This window comes from Microbispora sp. H10885, from assembly GCF_014161415.1.
GTDB lineage: Bacteria > Actinomycetota > Actinomycetes > Streptosporangiales > Streptosporangiaceae > Microbispora > Microbispora triticiradicis.
This window is the reverse complement of the sequence record NZ_JABBWY010000004.1, coordinates 518338-535956: the sequence shown is the minus strand read 5'-3', so window position 1 is coordinate 535956 and position 17619 is coordinate 518338. Positions and strand designations below refer to the sequence as shown.

Sequence of the window (17619 nt, the reverse complement as noted above, 5' to 3'; positions counted from 1 at the left end):
TCACCGCAGGTAGACAGGGGCTATGCAGCTCTCACGGAAGGTCCTCCGTACGGCCGCCGGCACGGCCGTGGCGGCGCTGGTCGTCGGAGGGTGCGCGCCGCGGACCCCCGGCGCCGAGACCACCCCGCCCCCTGCGGGGACGGCGCCGAGCACCCCACTCGCGCCCCCGCGGGCGGTGGAGCTCGAGTCGGCCTACGAGCAGGTCATCAAGAAGGTCCTTCCGTCGACCGTGCAGATCACCACCGGGCAGGCGCTGGGCTCCGGCATCGTCTACGACACGGAGGGACACATCCTGACGAACGCCCACGTCGTGGGTAACGCCACGGAGTTCCGGGTGACGCTGGCGACCGGCGGCAAGTCCAGAAAGGCCCGGCTCGTGAGCAGCTATCCGGCGGGCGACCTCGCGATGATCCGCGTGGAGGACGCCCACGGGCTGACACCCGCGACGTTCGGCCGCTCCGCGAACCTCAAGGTCGGGCAGATCGTGCTGGCCATGGGCAACCCCCTCGGCTTCTCCGGCAGCGTGACCGACGGCATCGTGTCGGCACTCGGCCGCACCGTGACGGGCGAACGGCACGCCGGCGGCGGAGCCGCGACCATCACCAACGCCGTGCAGACCTCCGCACCCATCAACCCCGGCAACAGCGGTGGCGCCCTGGTCGACCTGTCCGGGCAGGTCATCGGCATCCCCACGCTGGCCGCCGTCGACCCTCAGCAGGGCACCGCGCCCGGCCTCGGCTTCGCGATCCCGAGCGACACCGCGACCGACGTCGCCCGCCAGATCATCAGGTACGGCCGGGTCGTCAACACCCGCCGGGCCGCCCTCGGCGTACGGGTCGGCACCGCGGTCGACGCGAACGGCGACCCGATCGGCGTGGTGGTCGGCTCGGTGACCCCAGGAGGCGGCGCGGAGAAGGCGGGCATCCGCCCCGGTGACGTGATCGTGCGGGTCAACGGCACCGCGACCCCCACCGCCACCGCCCTGTCGCAGATCATGGCCACGCTCCGGCCGGGAGACAGCACGCGGGTCGAGATCCTGCACCCGGACGGCACCAGAAGCACGGTCTCGGCCGTGCTCAGCGAACTGCCCGCGGGGCAATAAGCCGTAATCCTGACAAAGTGGTGTGAGATACCGGGAAATCGCTTGGAGCGAGCCTCCGCGCGGTTGTTACGGTCGGGGGCGTGATCTCCCCCGAACTGACCCGGTTCATCGCCGGGCTGCCCAAGGCAGAGCTGCACGTTCACCACGTCGGCGCGGCGTCACCCCACATCGTGGCCGGCCTCGCGGCGCGCTACGAAGGCTCGACGCCCGTGCCCGCCGATCCCGCCCTGGTCGAGAAGTTCTACGACTTCCGCGACTTCGCTCATTTCCTCCAGGTCTATCTGCAGGTCGCGGACCTCATCAGGAAGCCCGAGGACCTGTGGACGCTCATCCACGGCGTCGGCGGCGACCTGGCCGCCCAGCGGGTGCGATATGCCGAGCTCACGATCACCCCGTATCCCCATCTGGCCCGCGGCTTCGCGCCCGAGGAGTTCTGCGAGGTGATCGAGGACGCCAGACGCCGGGCCGAGACGGACTTCGGCACCGTGCTGCGCTGGTGCTTCGACATTCCCGGCGACTTCGGGATCCCGGCCGCCGACCAGACTCTCTCCCTCGCACTGGACCAGCGGCCGGACGGGCTGGTGAGCTTCGGGCTCGGCGGTGGGGAGAACGGCGTGCCCAGGGCGCTGTTCGCACCGCACTTCGCCGCGGCCCGCGCCGCCGGGCTCCATTCGGTGCCGCACGCCGGTGAGGTCACCGACGCACAGTGCGTCTGGGACGCCGTACGGGATCTCGGTGCGGAGCGGATCGAGCACGGCATCCACAGCGTGCAGGACCCGGCGCTGCTGGAGCACCTGGCCGAGCACCAGATCACGCTGGACGTCTGCCTCACCTCCAACGTCCGGACGGGGGCCGTACCGGACCTGGCGCGGCACCCGCTGCCCACGCTGGTCGCGGCCGGGGTGCCGGTCACGGTCAACACCGACGACCCGCCCATGTTCGGCACCGATCTCAACCAGGAGTACGGCGTCGCGGCGGAACTGCTCTCGCTGGACGCCGACGGGGTGGCCGACCTGGCGCGCACCGCCGTCCGGGCGTCCTTCCTCGACGGCCCGGGCAAGTCGGCCCTGCTCAGGGACATCGACACCTACGTCGCTCAGAACTCGTCGGCGCCGCTCACCTGAGTGATCTCGAAGATGTGGCGAGAGGCGGCGCAGACGGTCTCCAGCACGTGGATCGGGAGATCGTCGGCCGAGTAGGCGGCGCGCACGATCCGGACCACCCACTCGCCGGGGCCGAGATCGAGCGTGACCGCCTCGTCCCCTTCCGCGGGCCGGGCGATCAGATGCTCCTCCGCCCGGCCGAAGCGGTGTCCCAGTGCCTCGATCGCCGCCTGAAGGCTGGGGCGCAGGAAACCGGGCTCCACCAGTGGCGTCCCCCCGAACAGGTCGAGCCGCAGGAAACTGGTGGCCACCCGCACCGGCACCTCGTCGGCGAGCAGCAGCTTGCGCCGGGCCAGCACCGGCGTCCCGGGCTCGACCCGCAGGCCCGCCGCCACATGCGCCGGCGCGGGCTCCGGCCCGACGTACAGCATCGTGCGGCCGGCCCGCACCCCCTGCCGCTCGGCCTCGGTCAGGAACAGCGAGGCCGAGGCCCGTACGGCGGGCTGCGACGGCAGTGACCTGCGCACCACCACCCGCGGCTCCCCCGCACGCTCCGCGCCCGGCTCTGCCAACCGCTCCCCCACCTGCTTCCCCTCCTGGCTCCTGACATGGGACTCCCTCCCACGCACGCCACGACTCTAGGCCCCTCCGCGCGGCCGCGCGGGCACCCGGGTGCCGGCGGCGAGGTGGTCCTGCAGGTCGGCGTGGCGGAACTGGTAGACCGGGCCGACCACCCGCAGCAGCCCCAGCCGGTGCGCGTCGTCCAGGAAGTCCATCAGGTCTCTCGGGCACTTCCCCTGTTCGGCCAGGTGCCGGCTGGTGATCAGGTACGCGGGCCACGCGCTGTGGCGGAGCATGGTGAGCCCGAACCCGAGCGCCATGAAGGCTCCGGACAGGACGCCGAGCCTGATCCCGAACCAGGGTCCGTTCGCCAGCCCGGCCACCAGTCCGGTGAACACCCCGCCCCCGGCTCCCGGCACCGCGGCGCACAGGACGGCGAGAGTACGACTCGCCCGCCAGGCGTGGTACGGCGTGGTCGCCGCCGTGAGAGGGGTGGGCTGCTGCATCCACTGGATGAGCACGAGGCCCGGGCCGAGCGCGAGGCCCGCCCAGATCCCGGCCTCTATCGCGAGTCCGGGCTGCGCGTCGGCCACGAGCGCCACGCCGGAGACGCTGACCATCCCGATCAGGATCCTGAGCAGGAGCACGATCGTGATCTGCCGTGCCAGATCCCGCACCCTGCCGCGGAACTCGACGCTGACGTGACCGGGTGTCCCGGTGAACCCGAGCAGGGTGGTGGTCATCACCCCCAGTCCCGCGCCGAAGCCCACCGGAAGGGTGACCAGCGGATGGAGCCCCGCGAACGCGGCGACCATGCCGAAGAGCACGCCGACGACCAGGCAGGTGGTGGTGGCCGCCCGCCTGCGCTCGTCGGCGTCGAGCACCAGCCCGCCCAGCCGCCACCAGGCCAGGTCGCGGGTGCCGTTCCTGGAGAGCACACGGGCCAGGTAGCTCAGGTGGCGGCGCGTCTGGCCGGCGTCCCACACATGCCTCGGCGTCAGTTCGGGCGGCCCGGCGCGGCCGGTCGGCGACGCACCGGGCGAACGCGCGGCGAGAAGCACCGGGATCAGGCCGTCCCACAGATGGCCCCGCAGTTCGTCGGGATCCTGCCCCAGCCGCCCGGTCAGCGGGGCCGGATCGGCCTGGGGGTCGATGTAGACGGCGCGCAGGAGCCACAGACCGAGAGGGGCTGCCGTCAGTTGTGACAACCCCTTCAGCTCTCCGGTACGCAGGCCGTCCAGGACGTTCTCCCAGACCGGGCCGGGCGCCGGCGGCAGGCAGGTGCGCAGGTACCCTTCGGCGTCGGCCGGGGTGAGCGGCGCCGGCGCGATGACGGCCGCGGACGGCAACGGCTGCTTCGCGTCCTCGACGGCCTCGGCCAGCTCCTCCGTACGGCTGGTGAGGATGTACGACTCGGCCGCGTCCAGGGAGGCGTTGAGCGCCCTGACGATCGCGGCCCGGTGCGGGCGGGGCAACTCGTCCAGGCCGTCCATGACGGGCAGGATGTGGCCGCCCCTGACGAGTTCGAGGGCGACCCCGGAGCCGAACTCCGCCGAGCCCAGCGCCTCGTAGTCGCGCTCCAGGCTCCTGGTCAGCCAGGAGTGCAGGTCCCCGGCCGCGGGATCCCAGCTCGACAGCGACAGCAGCACCGGCACGGGATCGGCCGGGTCGCGCCCCTTCCCCGTCAGTTCCAGCAGGAGCTGGATGGCCAGGGTGGTCTTGCCGGCACCGGGACCGCCGGTGATGACCAGACGACGACGCCGGAGCTTCAGGAAGTCTCCGGCCAGTTCCGCGACCGCGTTGCCGACGCCTTCGAGGCTCCCCTCGCCGATCAGGTGCCGGTGGTGCAGCAGGCCGGTGTCGTCGGTGAGCCGCCAGACCACCGGAATCGGGTCGGGCTCCAGTCCGCGGATCATCGATTCGGCCCGCCACGCGTTGCGCACCAGGGCGACGAGGGTGTCCTTGGCCGCGGACACCTGATCGGGACGGGCCGCACGGGGCGCGGCCCTGTTCCGCGCCCATCCCAGCACCGCCATCCCCGAGGTCACGGCGGCCAGCGCGACCGCCACCGCGTCGGCGACGTTCGGCGACTCCTTCGAGGACACGGCCCTGACCACCACGACGACGGCCGCGCCCAGGGCGGCCACGCTGAGCGCGGCGGCCGGGAGCACGATCCACGATCTGCGCCGGTTCACCCGCACATGATGGCGATCCCCTGGTGGACGGATCCGCCGATCGGCACTAACCGTTACCATCCGGATACTCCGGGCGGCAATTCGGCTGCCCGAAACACGGCCGGCCATCGCAGAAGTCGCCCGGACAACGCGAAGGCCCACGGGAGCGAGCATCCGCTCGCGGCCGTGGGCCCTCGTGTCCGGTGGAGGTGGCGGGAATCGAACCCGCGTCCTTCAACACCAAGACAGGACTTCTCCGGGTGCAGCCTGTTGTGCTTTTCTCAGCCCCGGCGATCACACAGGCGAGTCGCCGACGGGCTCAGTCACTGTTTGTTTTCCCGTACGGCCCCGTGACCGGGTCGGACGGTTGAGCCTCCTAGCGATGTCAGTTCCGGGCCGGAGGCACTCCCGGGCTGACAGAGGTTTTTCGCTGCTTAGGCGGCGAGAGCCAGGGAAGCCTGGCTCACCTCAGTGCTCTTCTTATTGGCACTTAATTGTCGCGGTCACAGTGTTGACGGGGTTATGTCCGCAGTCCCCGACCCGCTTCTCCTGACTTGCAATGCCGAAGTCGAAACCGGTCACCCCCTGGTCGAGATCTCAGGCTGAGAGCCGGACCCGAGAGCCCGGCAACACAAGCTTACTCATGACAACAGCCGCGACGCGACTTCGATTCCTCCCGCCGGAACCCGCCGCGCCTCACCGGGACCCGCCGGGACGCCGAGGCCCCCGGGGCGCGGCGTGACGCGGCGCCCCGGGGGCCGACCGGCAGGGTCGAGCCGGTCCGGATGGCAGGGCTCCCCCCGAGATGGAGCCCTGTCCTCATCACGACGACTGGGCCCGCAACCCCCCGAGCGGGTCCCAGTCACCTTGAAAGACGCCGGTCGGGCCCCCGATGGTTGCTCGCGCTCCCCGGTTTTTCTCAGGTAGGCACTGTCTCGGGTCAGCTCTGTCTCAGGTCTGCGGCTGGGCGCCCCGGAAGAAGCCTCCCGCGACCGCCGGAGCGGCCTGAAGGTCACCGCTTTCCACCAGGACGGCGAGCGCCACGTCCCCCTGCCAGCCGACGAACCACGACAGCCTCGTCCGCTCCTTCTTCTCCGCCTGGGTCACCTGGGCCGCCACTCCGTACACGGGTTCGCCGGGGGCGGTGGCGGGGGCCGCCGCGCCCGAGGTGACGCCGGCCCGCATGAGCGTGCGCAGCTTGGCCGTGACCGCCGGGTCGAGCGTGGCCGGCGTGACCGCGGCGGACCCGCCCGCCTCCTCCACCGCCGGGTCGGGGGCGGCGGGCGAGGTGACCAGTGTCGGGGGGCGCCAGGTGCCGGACTTGACGGCTCCCGCGACCAGGGCCATCGCGAGCGGGCTCACCTTGGCGCCCTGCCCGGCGATGATCTTCGCGACCGCCGCGTCGCCCTGGGCGGCGGGCACCGAGCCGCTGAAGGTCCGCAGCGGCAGCTTCCAGCCGGAGCCGATCCCGAACTGCTGCGCGCTGCGGCTGATCGCCTGGCCGTTGATCCGCCGGGCCAGCGACGCGAGCGCGGTGACGCAGCCCTGGGCGAAGTCGGTCTGGAAGCTGGGGACCGTCACTCCGTCCACACCGGGCTGCTGGAAGCGCGCCCCGCCCACCGTCCGGTCGGCGCTGCACGGCACCTTCTGCTTGGGGTCGAGGCCCGACCTGAGCAGTCCTTCGGCCACGACGATCGAGAAGGCGGTGCCGGCCGCGTACCTGCCCGCGAGCGCGTCCCGCTCCTGGTGAAGCTGGTTGGTGGAGACGGCGAGCACCTCGCCGGTGGACGCCTTGACGGCGACGAGAGCGGCCGGGCGGGACCCCGCGACGGCGGCGTCCCCGGCGCTCTGCAGACGGCTGTCGATCGTGGTGCGGACCGGCTCGTTCTCCCGCCCGGGCCACGCCTTGAGCTCCTTGACCTGCCGCCCGGTGGCGTTGTCCAGGATGACGACCCGGGTCTCGGTGGAGCCGGTGAGCTGGTCCTGGTAGGCCTTCTGCAGGCCGTCCCTCCCGAGGGTGTCGCCGGCCCGCTGCGGCCCGCCGAGCCGCTGCTCCGCCTCCGGGGTGATGGCCGTCACGACCCCGACGATCTGCGTCGGCGACTTGGGCGCCACCGGCGCGTTGTCGATCTCGAACCGCAGCCCGCCGATGGCCTCCAGCTTGGACTTGAGCTGGGCGAACTTCGTCCGGCCGAACGTCGCGAGCGGGACGAAGTCCTGCGGCGGCGACGACAGGATGCGGCTCAGCAGCCGGTCCTGGGCGAACCCGGTGATCTTCGACAACTGCTCGCACAGGTGGGCCGGGTCCTTGACCTCGGCCGGGGTGACCCCCGCGACGTGCAGCATCGTCTCGTCCTGCAGGGGCTCGCCCGCGCGGTCGAGGATGGGCCTACGGCCCTTGGGGACCGTGGCGACCGCGAGACGCTGCCCGGCGTGCAGGTCCGGGTGGATGACGCTCGGCGACCACCGCACCTTCCACTGGCCGCCGGCCAGGTGCAGGGGCAGGGTGCCGTCGTACTGCCAGAGGGGGTTGTTCTCCCCGAGGTCCACCTCGGCGTGGTAGGCGGCCTGCGCGGCCTCGCCGTCCTGGCTGATCCCCTTGAGGGAGAAGCGGACCGAGGCGGCGTCCAGCTGGAGGCGGGCGTCCTCCAGCGCCTTCCGTACGGCCGCCTGGTCGCCGTCGGCCCGCCGTGCGGCGGCCGCGTAGTCCCCGGTCTGCCAGCCGACGAGGAAGTCGCGCACCGCCTCGTGGGGCGACGGCTCCTCGAAACAGCCGGTGAGCAAGGGCGCGGTCAACCCCAGGGCGAGCGCGGCCCGTACCACTCTGGCGCGCACGGTCTAGCGGCCCCCCCGCCGGCGGACGGCGTTGGACATCGCCCGCGACATCTCCCGGCTGGCCTGCTTCTCCATCAGCGTCTGGCGCTTGTCGTAGTCCTTCTTGCCCCGGGCGATACCGATCTCGATCTTCGCCCGGCCGTCCTTGAAGTACATCGACAGCGGGATCAGGGTGAGGCCCTTCTCCTTGAGCGTCGCGTCGATCTTGCCGATCTCCTTGCGGTTCAGCAGGAGCTTGCGGGTGCGCCGGGCGGCGTGGTTGGTCCAGGTCCCCTGGCTGTACTCCGGGATGTACACGTTGATCAGCCAGGCCTCGCCGCCCTCGACCGAGGCGTAGCCGTCGGTCAGATTGGCCTTGCCCGCCCGCAGGGACTTGACCTCGGTGCCGGTCAGCACGAGCCCGGCCTCGTAGGTGTCCTCGATGAAGAAGTCGTGCCTGGCACGCTTGTTCTGGGCGATGAGCTTGCGCCCGGTCTCACGTGGCATAAGGGGAGCCTACCGTCGCCGAGAAGGGCGAAAACGAGCTACGGGAAGCTACGCGGTCCGCGGAACTCACACCCGCAGGTAGCGGCGCAGCGTGACGAACGACGCGAAGACACAGATCAGCACGCCGATGGCCATGGTGCCGGTGATCACACCGGCGACGGTGTCCCAGCCGAGGGGCGCCACCATGTACGTCTGGATCTCCTCGAAGATGAAGATCTTGACGAGGATCAGCAGGACGCCGGACAGGACGCCGCCGATCAGACCCGCGATCAACCCCTCCATCACGAAGGGAAGCTGGATGTAGATGTTGGACGCGCCGACCAGCCGCATGATCCCGGTCTCCCTGCGGCGGTTGTACGCCGACAGCCGCACGGTGTTGCCGATCAGCAGGGTGGCCGCGAAGACCATCAGGATCGCGATGCCGAGCGCCATGTTGCGCAGGGTGTCCATGAAGCCGAAGACCGACTGGAGCAGGTCGCGTTCGTTGACGACGTTGGAGACGCCGGGCTGCCCCTTGAGGTTGCTCGCGACGACCGCCGCCTTCTCCGGGTCCTTGAGCTTCACCCGGAAGGACTCCGGCATGTCCTCGACCTTGGTCACCGACAGCAGCAGCGTGTTGTTCTCGGTGTTCTGCCAGTTCTTGTACGCCTCGGCCTGAGTCTCGAACTTCACCGACTCGACCTCGGGCAGGCCCCGGATCGTCTGCTCCAGGCTGCCCTTCTCCTCCTGCGTGACCGCGCCCTTGTTCTTGCACGCGTCGAAGGGCGAGCCCTTCACACACAGGTAGACCGACAGCTCGACCTTGTCGCTCCAGAAGCCGGTGAGCTTCGAGACCTGAGAGTTGATCATCAGTCCGACGCCCAGCAGCGCCATGCCGACGGCCACGGTCACGATCACCGCGATGGTCATCGTGAGATTGCGCCGAAGGCCGATCCAGACCTCGGAGAAGATGAAGTTGGCCCGCATGGTCCCAGTTACTCCTAATACGCCTGGCCGTACACGCCGCGCGACTGGTCGCGGACGATCTTGCCGTCCTCGAGCTCGACCACGCGCTTGCGCATGGAGTCGACGATCGCCGCGTCGTGTGTCGCCATGAGGACGGTCGTGCCGGTCCTGTTGATTCGGTCGAGCACCTTCATGATGCCGATGCTCGTGGCGGGGTCGATGTTTCCGGTGGGCTCGTCCGCGAGCAGGATCATCGGCCGGTTGACGAACGCGCGGGCCATCGCGACCCGCTGCTGCTCGCCGCCGGACAGCTCCTCGGGCATCCGGTGGGCCTTGCCCTCCAGGCCGACGAGCTCGATGACCTCCGGCACGACCTTGCGGATGAACCGGCGCGGCTTGCCGATGACCTCCAGGGCGAACGCCACGTTCTCGTAGACGTTCTTGTTCGGCAGCAGCCGGAAGTCCTGGAACACGCAGCCGATGCGGCGGCGCAGGTGCGGCACCTTGAAGTTGGACAACTTCGCGAGATCCTTGCCGGCCACGTGGATCGAGCCGGAGTTGGGCCGCTCCTCCTTCAGGACCAGCCGGAGGAAGGTGGACTTCCCCGACCCTGACGGACCGACCAGGAACACGAACTCGCCCTTGTCGACATCCACGCTCACGTGGTCGAGGGCGGGCCGGTTTTGGTTCGCGTAGACCTTGGTGACATTATCGAAATGGATCACGGGCGCATCACGGCTAGCCAGTCTAGGGGGTGGGACGGCCGGTACGGGGGTCGCCGGTCACTTTGCTGTCGATCGACGTTCCGTTTGGCCGAAGGCCAGTCTAGGGGTAACACTGGCATGGAACGTCCATAACGGAAACAAAACGATTAGCCCTCGAGCGATGGGCCGGTAAAGCTGCTATGAGCTGCGAACATCTGATCTGCGCCGCCTGCGCGGGCCCCGTGGTGGAGGGCCGCTGCCCCGTCTGCCGCGAAGGCCGCGCCAAGCTGCACAACCACGGATTCCTGGGGCTGACGCCCCTGACCATCACGTTGATCGTGCTCCTCGTCCTGGCCCTGGTCGCGACGGTCGGACACGTCAGCGGTTATTAGAACCGCCGTCTCTACTGGGCGTCGCCGGCTTCCTGGCGGCGCATCCAGCGGATCTCGCCCTCGATGAACTCGTCGAGGTCGCCGTCCAGCACGGCGGAGGGGTTGCCCGCCTCCACCCCCGTGCGCAGGTCCTTCACGATCTGGTACGGGTGCAGCACGTAGTTGCGGATCTGCGTGCCCCATGACGTCGTCGACTCGCCGCGCAGCTCGTTCATCGCCGCGGCCTCCTCCTGGCGCTTGCGCTCCAGCAGCTTGGCCGAGAGGACGGCCATCGCCGTCGCGCGGTTCTGCAGCTGGGACCGCTCGTTCTGGCAGGAGACCACGATCCCGGTCGGGAGGTGGGTGATCCGCACGGCCGAGTCGGTCGTGTTGACGCCCTGGCCGCCCGGCCCGGACGACCGGTAGACGTCGATGCGCAGGTCGTCCTCGTTGATGTCGATGTGGTCGGTCTGCTCGACCACCGGGACGACGTCCACGCCCGCGAAGGAGGTCTGCCGGCGGCCCTGGTTGTCGAACGGGCTGATCCGGACCAGCCGGTGGGTGCCGTGCTCGCCCCTGAGCGTGCCGTACGCGTAGGGGGCCTTGACCGTGAAGGTCGCCGACTTGATGCCGGCCTCCTCGGCGTAGGAGGTCTCGTAGACCTCCGCCGGGTAGCCCTTGCGCTCGGCCCACCGCAGGTACATCCGCAGCAGCATCTGCGCCCAGTCGGCCGCGTCGACGCCGCCCGCCTGGGAGTTGATGGTCACCAGGGCCTCGCGGGCGTCGTACTCGCCCGCCAGGAGCGTGCGCACCTCCAGCGCGCCGACCTCGGCCCTGAGCGCGGCGAGTTCCTTGTCGGCCTCGGCCAGCGCGTCCTCGTCGCCCTCCTCGGCCGCGAGCTCGAACAGGACCGGGAGGTCCTCCAGACGGCGGCTCAGGCCGTCCACGCGGTTCACCTCGGCCTGGATGTGGGAGAGCCGGCTGGTGACGCGCTGGGCCTGGTCGGGGTCGTTCCACAGGTCGGGCGCGGCAGCCTGCTCCTCCAACTCGGCGATCTGCTTGCGCAGGGCGTCGAGGTCGAGCACGTCCTGGATGCCTCTCAGCGTGCCGCCAAGCTCGTTGATCTCTTCGGCTGGATCGATGACTGCCACGTCTGTAAAGGGTACGCGAACCGGAGACCCTGTCAGGCAGCGCGCCTCGGTAGCATGTGCATCGATCGCATCGGGAGGCTGGCGTGAACGGGGTCGTTCGGAGTGCGCTGGCCCTCGCCCTCCTGGCGTCCACGGTCCTCGCCTGCTCGGGCGGGGAGCCGCCGCGGGCCCCTGCCGCGGCCGTCTCCACCGTTCCGGGCGACGGGCACGACGGGCGTGGCGCGAGCCCCGCGCCGTCCCCCTCACCCTCGGCGTCGCCGAGCCCGCCCGCGGTGACGCTGAAGGACGCCTCACGGGCGCTCGACACGTTCCTGGAGACCGACGAGGTGCTCAGGGCGGCCCACGCCGACCGTTGGGCCTACCAGCTCACCCAGGACGGCCAGCGCCCGATCACGATCGCCGAGATCCGTACGCAGGGCGGCAGGCGGCCCGCCAGCTACCACTGGGACCACCGCACGGTGCTCGTGCCCCGGCAGAGCGGCGCGGCCCAGTGGTTCGCGGCCACCGCCGAACGGCACGGCGGGCCGGGCGGCGCCCGCACCGGCGTGTTCACCTTCGTCCGGCAGGGCCAGGACGGCCCGTGGCGCAACAGCTTCACGTCGCTGCTCAATCCCGGCGAGAAACCGCCCGCGGTCGAACTCGACGCGGAGGGGTACGCCATCGCCCTGGGGTCGCGCGACTCGTCGGTGGCGATCAGTCCCAACCTGATGGGCCCGCTGCACGCGACGGTCGCCGAGGAGGGCCCCAAGGGATACGCCTCCGGGCTGATCGCCCCCGGCCCGCAGACCACCGGCTTCTACGAAGAGATCGGCAGGACCAAGGCGAAGGCGAAGGCCGACGACTGCATGGCGTACGAGTCGATCTTCGCCTCCGCGCCGAACTACCCGATCTTCGCGCTGCGCACCCGCGACGGCGGCGCGCTGACGATGTACACGCTGATCCGGACGTCCTCGTGGATCACCAGCGCGCAGGGGCCGGGCCAGGGCCAGGGGGTGAAGTGCAGCGAGGGCCGCCCGGTGGCGGTCCCCGCCGCGGCCCGCTGGCTGCTGAGCCCCACGAAGGACCTCATGATCCACCAGAAGCGGCAGATCGTCGAGACCCAGCAGTACGTGAGCGCGGTGCCGCCCAAGGCGTCCACCGCGCCCGTGCACGTCGTCGGTTACCAGGGCGTCGTCACCGGCGGCTTCAACCGCTGACCCGGACCGCCGAAGGCGGCTACGCCTCCGCGTGCGGCAGGTTGCTGGTGGAGACCAGCGTCCGCACCGCGCGCAGCGCGACCGACAGCGTCGCCAGGTCGAAGGTGTCGCTCTCCCAGATCTCCGACAGCGTCTGCCTCGACCGGGTCACCGCGGCCTGGTTGGCCTCCGTCCAGCTCGCCAGCCGTTCCTCCGGCGACAGGCCCGGCCGGCTGTGGATCAGCACGTCCCGGGTCAGCGTGGCGTGGGCGGCGTACAGGTCGTCGCGCAGCGCCGACCTGGCCATCGAGTTCCACCGGCTGTCGCGCGGCAGCGCGATCACCCGCTCCCGCAGCCGGGCGAGCTGGAGCCGGTCGGCCAGGTCGAAGTAGACCTCGGCCACCTCGCTCACCGGCCTGCCGGTGTACGTCGCGATCTCCACGAGGTCGAAGGTGGAGTAGGCCGGCACCATCGCCGCGACCCGCTCGGCCAGCTCCCCGGGCACGCCCCTGGCCGTGAAGGAGTCCCTGCGCTCCTCGTACGCCGCCAGGTCGGGGCCGGTCAGCAGCTTCGGCAGGTGCGGCAGCAGGCCGCCCGCGCCGTCGATGAAGTGCCGCGCCGTGGAGGCGAGGTCGAGCGGGGGGCGGCGGTTGCCGAGCAGCCAGCGGGTGCCGCGCTCGGACAGCTTGCGGCCCTCCAGCAGCATGGCGAGCTGGGTCGCGGTGTCGACCTCGTTGTCCAGCGCCTCGACCTGCCGGACGAACGACGGCAGGTCGAAGACCTCGCGGGTGACCAGGTAGGCCCGCACGATGTCGGGCGCGGAGGCGCCGGTCTCCTCGCCGAACCGGAAGACGAAGCTGGTGCCGCCGAAGTTCACCACGTCGTTCACGATCCGGGTCGTGATGATCTCCCGGCGGAGCGGGTGGGAGTCCATGTACGGCCGGAGCCGGTCGCGCAGCGCCGAGGGGAAGTACGACACCAGCCACGACGCGAGGGACGGGTCGTCGGGGATGTCCGACTGCAGCAGTTCCGCGTCCACGACGAGCTTGGTGTAGGCCAGCAGCACGGCGAACTCGGGGTTGGCCAGCCCCAGCCCGGCCTGGCGCCGCTCGGCGAGCACCTTGTCCGACGGCAGGAACTCCAGCTCCCGGTTGACCAGCCCGGCGCGCTCCAGCCTCCGCAGGTAGCGGGAGTGGATGTGCAGCATCTCCGGCGCCTGGGCGCGGGCCGCCGCGAGCACCACGTTCTGGGCGTAGTTGTCCTCCAGCACCAACCGGCCGACCTCGTCGGTCATGTCGAGGAAGAGCAGGTTGCGCTGCTTGTCGGTCATCTCGCCGTCGCGGACGACCTGGTCGAGCAGGATCTTGATGTTGACCTCGTGGTCGGAGGTGTCCACGCCGGCCGAGTTGTCGATGAAGTCGGTGTTGATCAGGCCGCCGTTCAGCGCGAACTCGATCCGGGCGCGCTGGGTGAAGCCGAGGTTGCCGCCCTCGCCCACGACCTTGCAGCGCAGGTCGGCCGCGTTGATCCGGAGCCCGTCGTTGGCCTTGTCCCCGGCGTCCGCGTGGGTCTCCGACGACGCCTTGACGTACGTGCCGATGCCGCCGTTCCACAGCAGGTCGACCGGGGCCCGCAGGATCGCGTTGATCAGGTCGTTGGGGGCGAGCGCGGTGACGCCGTGGGGCAGGCCGAGCGCGGCGCGCGTCTGCGGGGAGAGGGGGATCGACTTGGCGGTGCGCGGCCACACGCCGCCGCCCGCCGAGATCAGCGACCTGTCGTAGTCGGCCCACGAGCTCCGGGGCAGCCCGAACAGGCGCAGCCGCTCGGCGAAGCTCCGCGCCGGGTCGGGGTCGGGGTCGACGAAGACGTGCCGGTGGTCGAAGGCCGCCACGAGGCGGATGTGCTCTGACAGCAGCATGCCGTTGCCGAACACGTCGCCGGACATGTCGCCGATGCCGGCCACGGTGAAGTCGGTGGTCTGCACGTCCACCCCGAGCGTGCGGAAGTGGTACTTCACCGACTCCCAGGCGCCCTTGGCGGTGATGCCCATGGCCTTGTGGTCGTAGCCGACCGAGCCGCCGGAGGCGAAGGCGTCGCCGAGCCAGAAGCCGTACTCCTTGGCCACCCCGTTGGCGATGTCGGAGAATGTCGCGGTGCCCTTGTCGGCGGCCACCACGAGATAGGTGTCGTCGCCGTCGTGCCGCACCACGTCGGGCGGCGGCACGACCTCCCCCGCGACCAGGTTGTCGGTCAGGTCGAGCAGGCCGGAGATGAACTGGCGGTAGCAGGCGACGCCCTCGGCCATCATCTCGTCCCGGCCGCCCCCGCCGTTTTTGAGCTGGGGCGGGTTCTTGACGACGAATCCGCCCTTGGACCCGGTCGGCACGATCACGGTGTTCTTCACCATCTGCGCCTTGACCAGGCCGAGGATCTCCGTGCGGAAGTCCTCCATGCGGTCCGACCAGCGCAGGCCGCCGCGGGCGACCTTGCCGAAGCGCAGGTGCACGCCCTCGACCCGGGGCGAGTACACGAAGATCTCGTACTTCGGCCGCGGCAGCGGCAGCACGCTGATCGCCTGCGGGTCGAACTTCAGCGAGATGTACGGCTTGCGCCTGCCGGTGACGAACTGGCTGCCGGCCGCCCCGGCGTCCCGCCCGTCCGTACGGTCCGCCTGGAAGACGTTGGTGCGCAGCGTCGCCTGGATCATCTCCAGGTACGCCCGGAGGATGCGGTCCTCGTCGAGGGAGGCCACCTCGTCCAGCGAGGCGAGGATCTCCTCGGTCAGCGCGTCGCAGACCTCCGGCCTGGCGTCGTCCGGCCGCCGGGGGTCGAGCCTGGCCTCGAAGAGCCGCACCAGCAGCCGGGCCAGCCGCACGTTGCCGCGCAGCACCCGCTCGATGTACGACTGGCTGAACGTGCTCCCGGCCTGCCGCAGATACTTGGCGTACGCCCGCAGGATCTCGGCCTGCTCCCAGGTCAGCCCGCCGGCCAGCACGAGCGCGTTGAAGCCGTCGTTCTCCACCTCGCCGCGCCACAGCACGCCGAACGCGTCCTGGAACAACCGCTTGAACTCGTCGCGGTGCACCTCGTCCGAAGGGGTGTAACGCAGGCCGAAGTCGTAGATCCAGGCGTCCTTGGTGGCGGGGTCGTGGTCGCGGTCGATCTCGTACGGCCGCTCGTCCACCACCTCGACGCCCATGCGCTGGAGCAGCGGCAGCACCCGCGACAGGGAGATCGGCGCGCCCAGCCGGTACACCTTGAACCGGCGCTCCCCCTCCGCCGCGCCGTACGGCTCGTAGAGGTTCATGCCGATGGCGTTCGGCTCGTCGCCGAGCGCCTCCAGCCGCTTGAGGTCGGCGACCGCCGTACGGGCCGGGAAGTCGGCCTTGTACCCCTCGGGGAAGGCGACGCCGTACCGGCGCAGCAGCGCGGGCGCGTCCTCCTCCGGGCACAGCTCGTTGATCGCGTCGGTGAGGTCGTCCTCCCAGGAGCGGGTGGTGGCGGCCAGCCGCGCCTCCAGCTCCTCCAGGTCGACCGGCGTCTCGCCCAGCGGCCTGCCCCGCTCGCCGCGGATCACCACGTGCAGCCGGGCCAGCGCCGACTCGCCGATCGAGGTGCTGTAGTCGAGCGAGGTGCCGCCGAGGGCCTTGAGCAGGATCCGCTGCATGTCCAGGCGGACCTTGGTGGTGTAGCGGTCGCGCGGCAGGAAGATCATGCAGGAGATGTAGCGGCCGTAGTCGTCGCGGCGCAGGAACAGCTTGACCTGCTTGCGCTCCCGCAGCCGCAGCACGCCGAGCGCGATCGGCAGCAGCTCGTCCACGGGGATCTGGAAGAGCTCGGCGCGGGGGTAGGTCTCCAGGATCTCGATGAGGTCCTTGCCGTCGTGGCTGTCGGGCGACAGCCCGGCCCGCTCCAGCACCTCCGCGAGCTTGCGCCGCAGGACGGGGATGCGGGAGATCGACTCGTTGTACGCCACATGGGTGAACAGCCCGAGGAACCGGCGCTCGCCGATCACCTCGCCCTCGGGGGAGAACTGCTTGACCCCGATGTAGTCGAGGTAGTGGGGCCGGTAGACGGTCGCCCGGCTGTTGGCCTTGGTGATGATCAGCGCCTGTTTCTCCCGCGCCTTCGCGCGGACCTCCGGCGGCAGGGCCGCGAAGCTGTCCGACCCGGCCTTGTCGGCCCGCAGGATGCCGAGCCCGGTGCCGGGCAGGGCGCGCAGCGCCGCGCCGCCGTCGGTGTCCTCAAGCCGGTACTCCCGGTAGCCGAGGAACGTGAAGTGGCCGTCGGCGAGCCAGCGCAGCAGCTCCATGCTGTCCTCGACCTGCGCGGTGTCGAGCGGCGGCGGCTCGGCCGAAAGATCGTCGGCGGTCCGCACGGCGAGCGCCCGCATCTTGGCGAAGTCCTCGACCGCGCAGCGCACGTCCTGCAGGACCCGCTGCAGGTCGCTTTCCAGCTCCTTGAGCACGGCGGGATCGGACTGCCGGTCGATCTCGACGTGTATCCACGACTCGCGGATGATCTGCCCGGTGACGTGCTCCTGGTCCGGGCCGAGCAGCTTGCCGGTCATGTCCCGGCGCACCCGAATCTGCGGGTGGATGAGCAGGTGCGTGCCGATCTCGTGCCGGTCCAGCTCGGTCGTCACCGAGTCGACCAGGAACGGCATGTCGTCGGTGACGATCTGGATCACCGTACGGCCCGGATCCCAGCCGTACTCTTCGAGCGTGGGGGTGTAGACGCGCACCAGGGGGCGGCCCTGCGGACGGTTCTGCGCCAGGTGGCGGTGGGCCGTCGCGGGCCCGTACACGTCCACCGGGTCGCGGTCGGCCAGGTCCTCGGGGGGAACGTTCCGGTAGTACCGCCGCAGGAAGGTCAGGGGGTCCTCCCCGTCCACGTGCGGCGCTCCCGGCGCGTGTGCGCAGGTGTCGGCGGCGGTGCGGAGAAGCGCGTCCAGCGCTTCATCCGATTCCTGCCGGTTCAGCGCCATCTCGAGCGGCATGTCGCTAACTCAC

12 protein-coding genes and 1 other RNA gene are annotated in these 17619 nt (G+C 70.7%); 4 read left to right on the top strand and 9 right to left on the bottom strand.

Features of this window, described 5'->3' with window-relative positions; all coding sequences use genetic code 11:
• The first annotated feature begins 22 nt into the window (after positions 1 to 22).
• Together HHX37_RS13670 and HHX37_RS13665 are read left to right on the top strand one after the other, a co-directional pair.
• Positions 23 to 1102: a S1C family serine protease gene (locus HHX37_RS13670; protein WP_182885607.1), complete on the top strand. Its 1080-nt coding sequence runs from the start codon at positions 23 to 25 to the stop codon at positions 1100 to 1102.
• Between the two features lie 80 nt (positions 1103 to 1182).
• Entirely contained in the window at positions 1183 to 2226 is a 1044-nt protein-coding gene (locus HHX37_RS13665) for an adenosine deaminase (RefSeq protein ID WP_220502834.1), read from the top strand.
• Here HHX37_RS13665 and HHX37_RS13660 read toward each other — a convergent pair.
• The 7 genes from HHX37_RS13660 to ftsE all read right to left on the bottom strand — a co-directional run bounded on the left by HHX37_RS13660 (position 2199) and on the right by ftsE (position 9931).
• Positions 2199 to 2834, bottom strand: coding sequence for a GntR family transcriptional regulator (locus tag HHX37_RS13660; protein WP_182885606.1), 636 nt, complete (start codon positions 2832 to 2834; stop codon positions 2199 to 2201). The two genes, HHX37_RS13665 and HHX37_RS13660, sit on opposite strands and share 28 nt — an antisense overlap.
• A gap of 9 nt (positions 2835 to 2843) precedes the next feature.
• A complete protein-coding gene (locus tag HHX37_RS13655) occupies positions 2844 to 4961 on the bottom strand; it encodes an NACHT domain-containing protein (protein WP_182885605.1) in 2118 nt (705 codons plus the stop codon).
• Between the two features lie 180 nt (positions 4962 to 5141).
• Positions 5142 to 5526, bottom strand: a transfer-messenger RNA (tmRNA) gene (gene ssrA, locus HHX37_RS13650).
• Between the two features lie 365 nt (positions 5527 to 5891).
• Positions 5892 to 7775 (bottom strand): penicillin-binding transpeptidase domain-containing protein, encoded by a 1884-nt coding sequence (locus HHX37_RS13645; RefSeq protein WP_182879857.1) that lies wholly within the window; start codon positions 7773 to 7775, stop codon positions 5892 to 5894.
• Between the two features lie 3 nt (positions 7776 to 7778).
• A complete protein-coding gene (gene smpB / locus HHX37_RS13640; protein ID WP_111699430.1) occupies positions 7779 to 8261 on the bottom strand; it encodes an SsrA-binding protein SmpB in 483 nt (160 codons plus the stop codon).
• 66 nt (positions 8262 to 8327) lie between these two features.
• On the bottom strand, positions 8328 to 9227 hold the full coding sequence (ftsX, locus tag HHX37_RS13635; protein WP_111699429.1) for a permease-like cell division protein FtsX: 900 nt from the start codon (positions 9225 to 9227) through the stop codon (positions 8328 to 8330).
• Between the two features lie 14 nt (positions 9228 to 9241).
• Positions 9242 to 9931, bottom strand: coding sequence for a cell division ATP-binding protein FtsE (gene ftsE / locus HHX37_RS13630; RefSeq protein WP_111699428.1), 690 nt, complete (start codon positions 9929 to 9931; stop codon positions 9242 to 9244).
• Positions 9932 to 10110: 179 nt separating this feature from the next.
• On the opposite strand from ftsE, the gene HHX37_RS13625 reads away from it, so the two are divergent.
• Complete coding sequence (locus HHX37_RS13625; RefSeq protein WP_111699427.1) at positions 10111 to 10302, top strand: hypothetical protein; 192 nt, start codon at positions 10111 to 10113, stop codon at positions 10300 to 10302.
• A gap of 11 nt (positions 10303 to 10313) precedes the next feature.
• Here the strand turns inward: HHX37_RS13625 and prfB are convergent, their stop codons facing one another.
• The gene (gene prfB, locus HHX37_RS13620) at positions 10314 to 11432 is read right to left on the bottom strand and encodes a peptide chain release factor 2 (RefSeq protein ID WP_111699426.1); all 1119 of its coding nucleotides are present in this window, start codon (positions 11430 to 11432) and stop codon (positions 10314 to 10316) included.
• An 83-nt stretch (positions 11433 to 11515) separates the two neighbouring features.
• On the opposite strand from prfB, the gene HHX37_RS13615 reads away from it, so the two are divergent.
• Positions 11516 to 12628: a hypothetical protein gene (locus HHX37_RS13615; RefSeq protein ID WP_182885604.1), complete on the top strand. Its 1113-nt coding sequence runs from the start codon at positions 11516 to 11518 to the stop codon at positions 12626 to 12628.
• 19 nt (positions 12629 to 12647) lie between these two features.
• Here HHX37_RS13615 and HHX37_RS13610 read toward each other — a convergent pair whose 3' ends face one another.
• A complete protein-coding gene (locus tag HHX37_RS13610) occupies positions 12648 to 17606 on the bottom strand; it encodes an NAD-glutamate dehydrogenase (RefSeq protein ID WP_182879855.1) in 4959 nt (1652 codons plus the stop codon).
• Between the last annotated feature and the right edge of the window lie 13 nt (positions 17607 to 17619).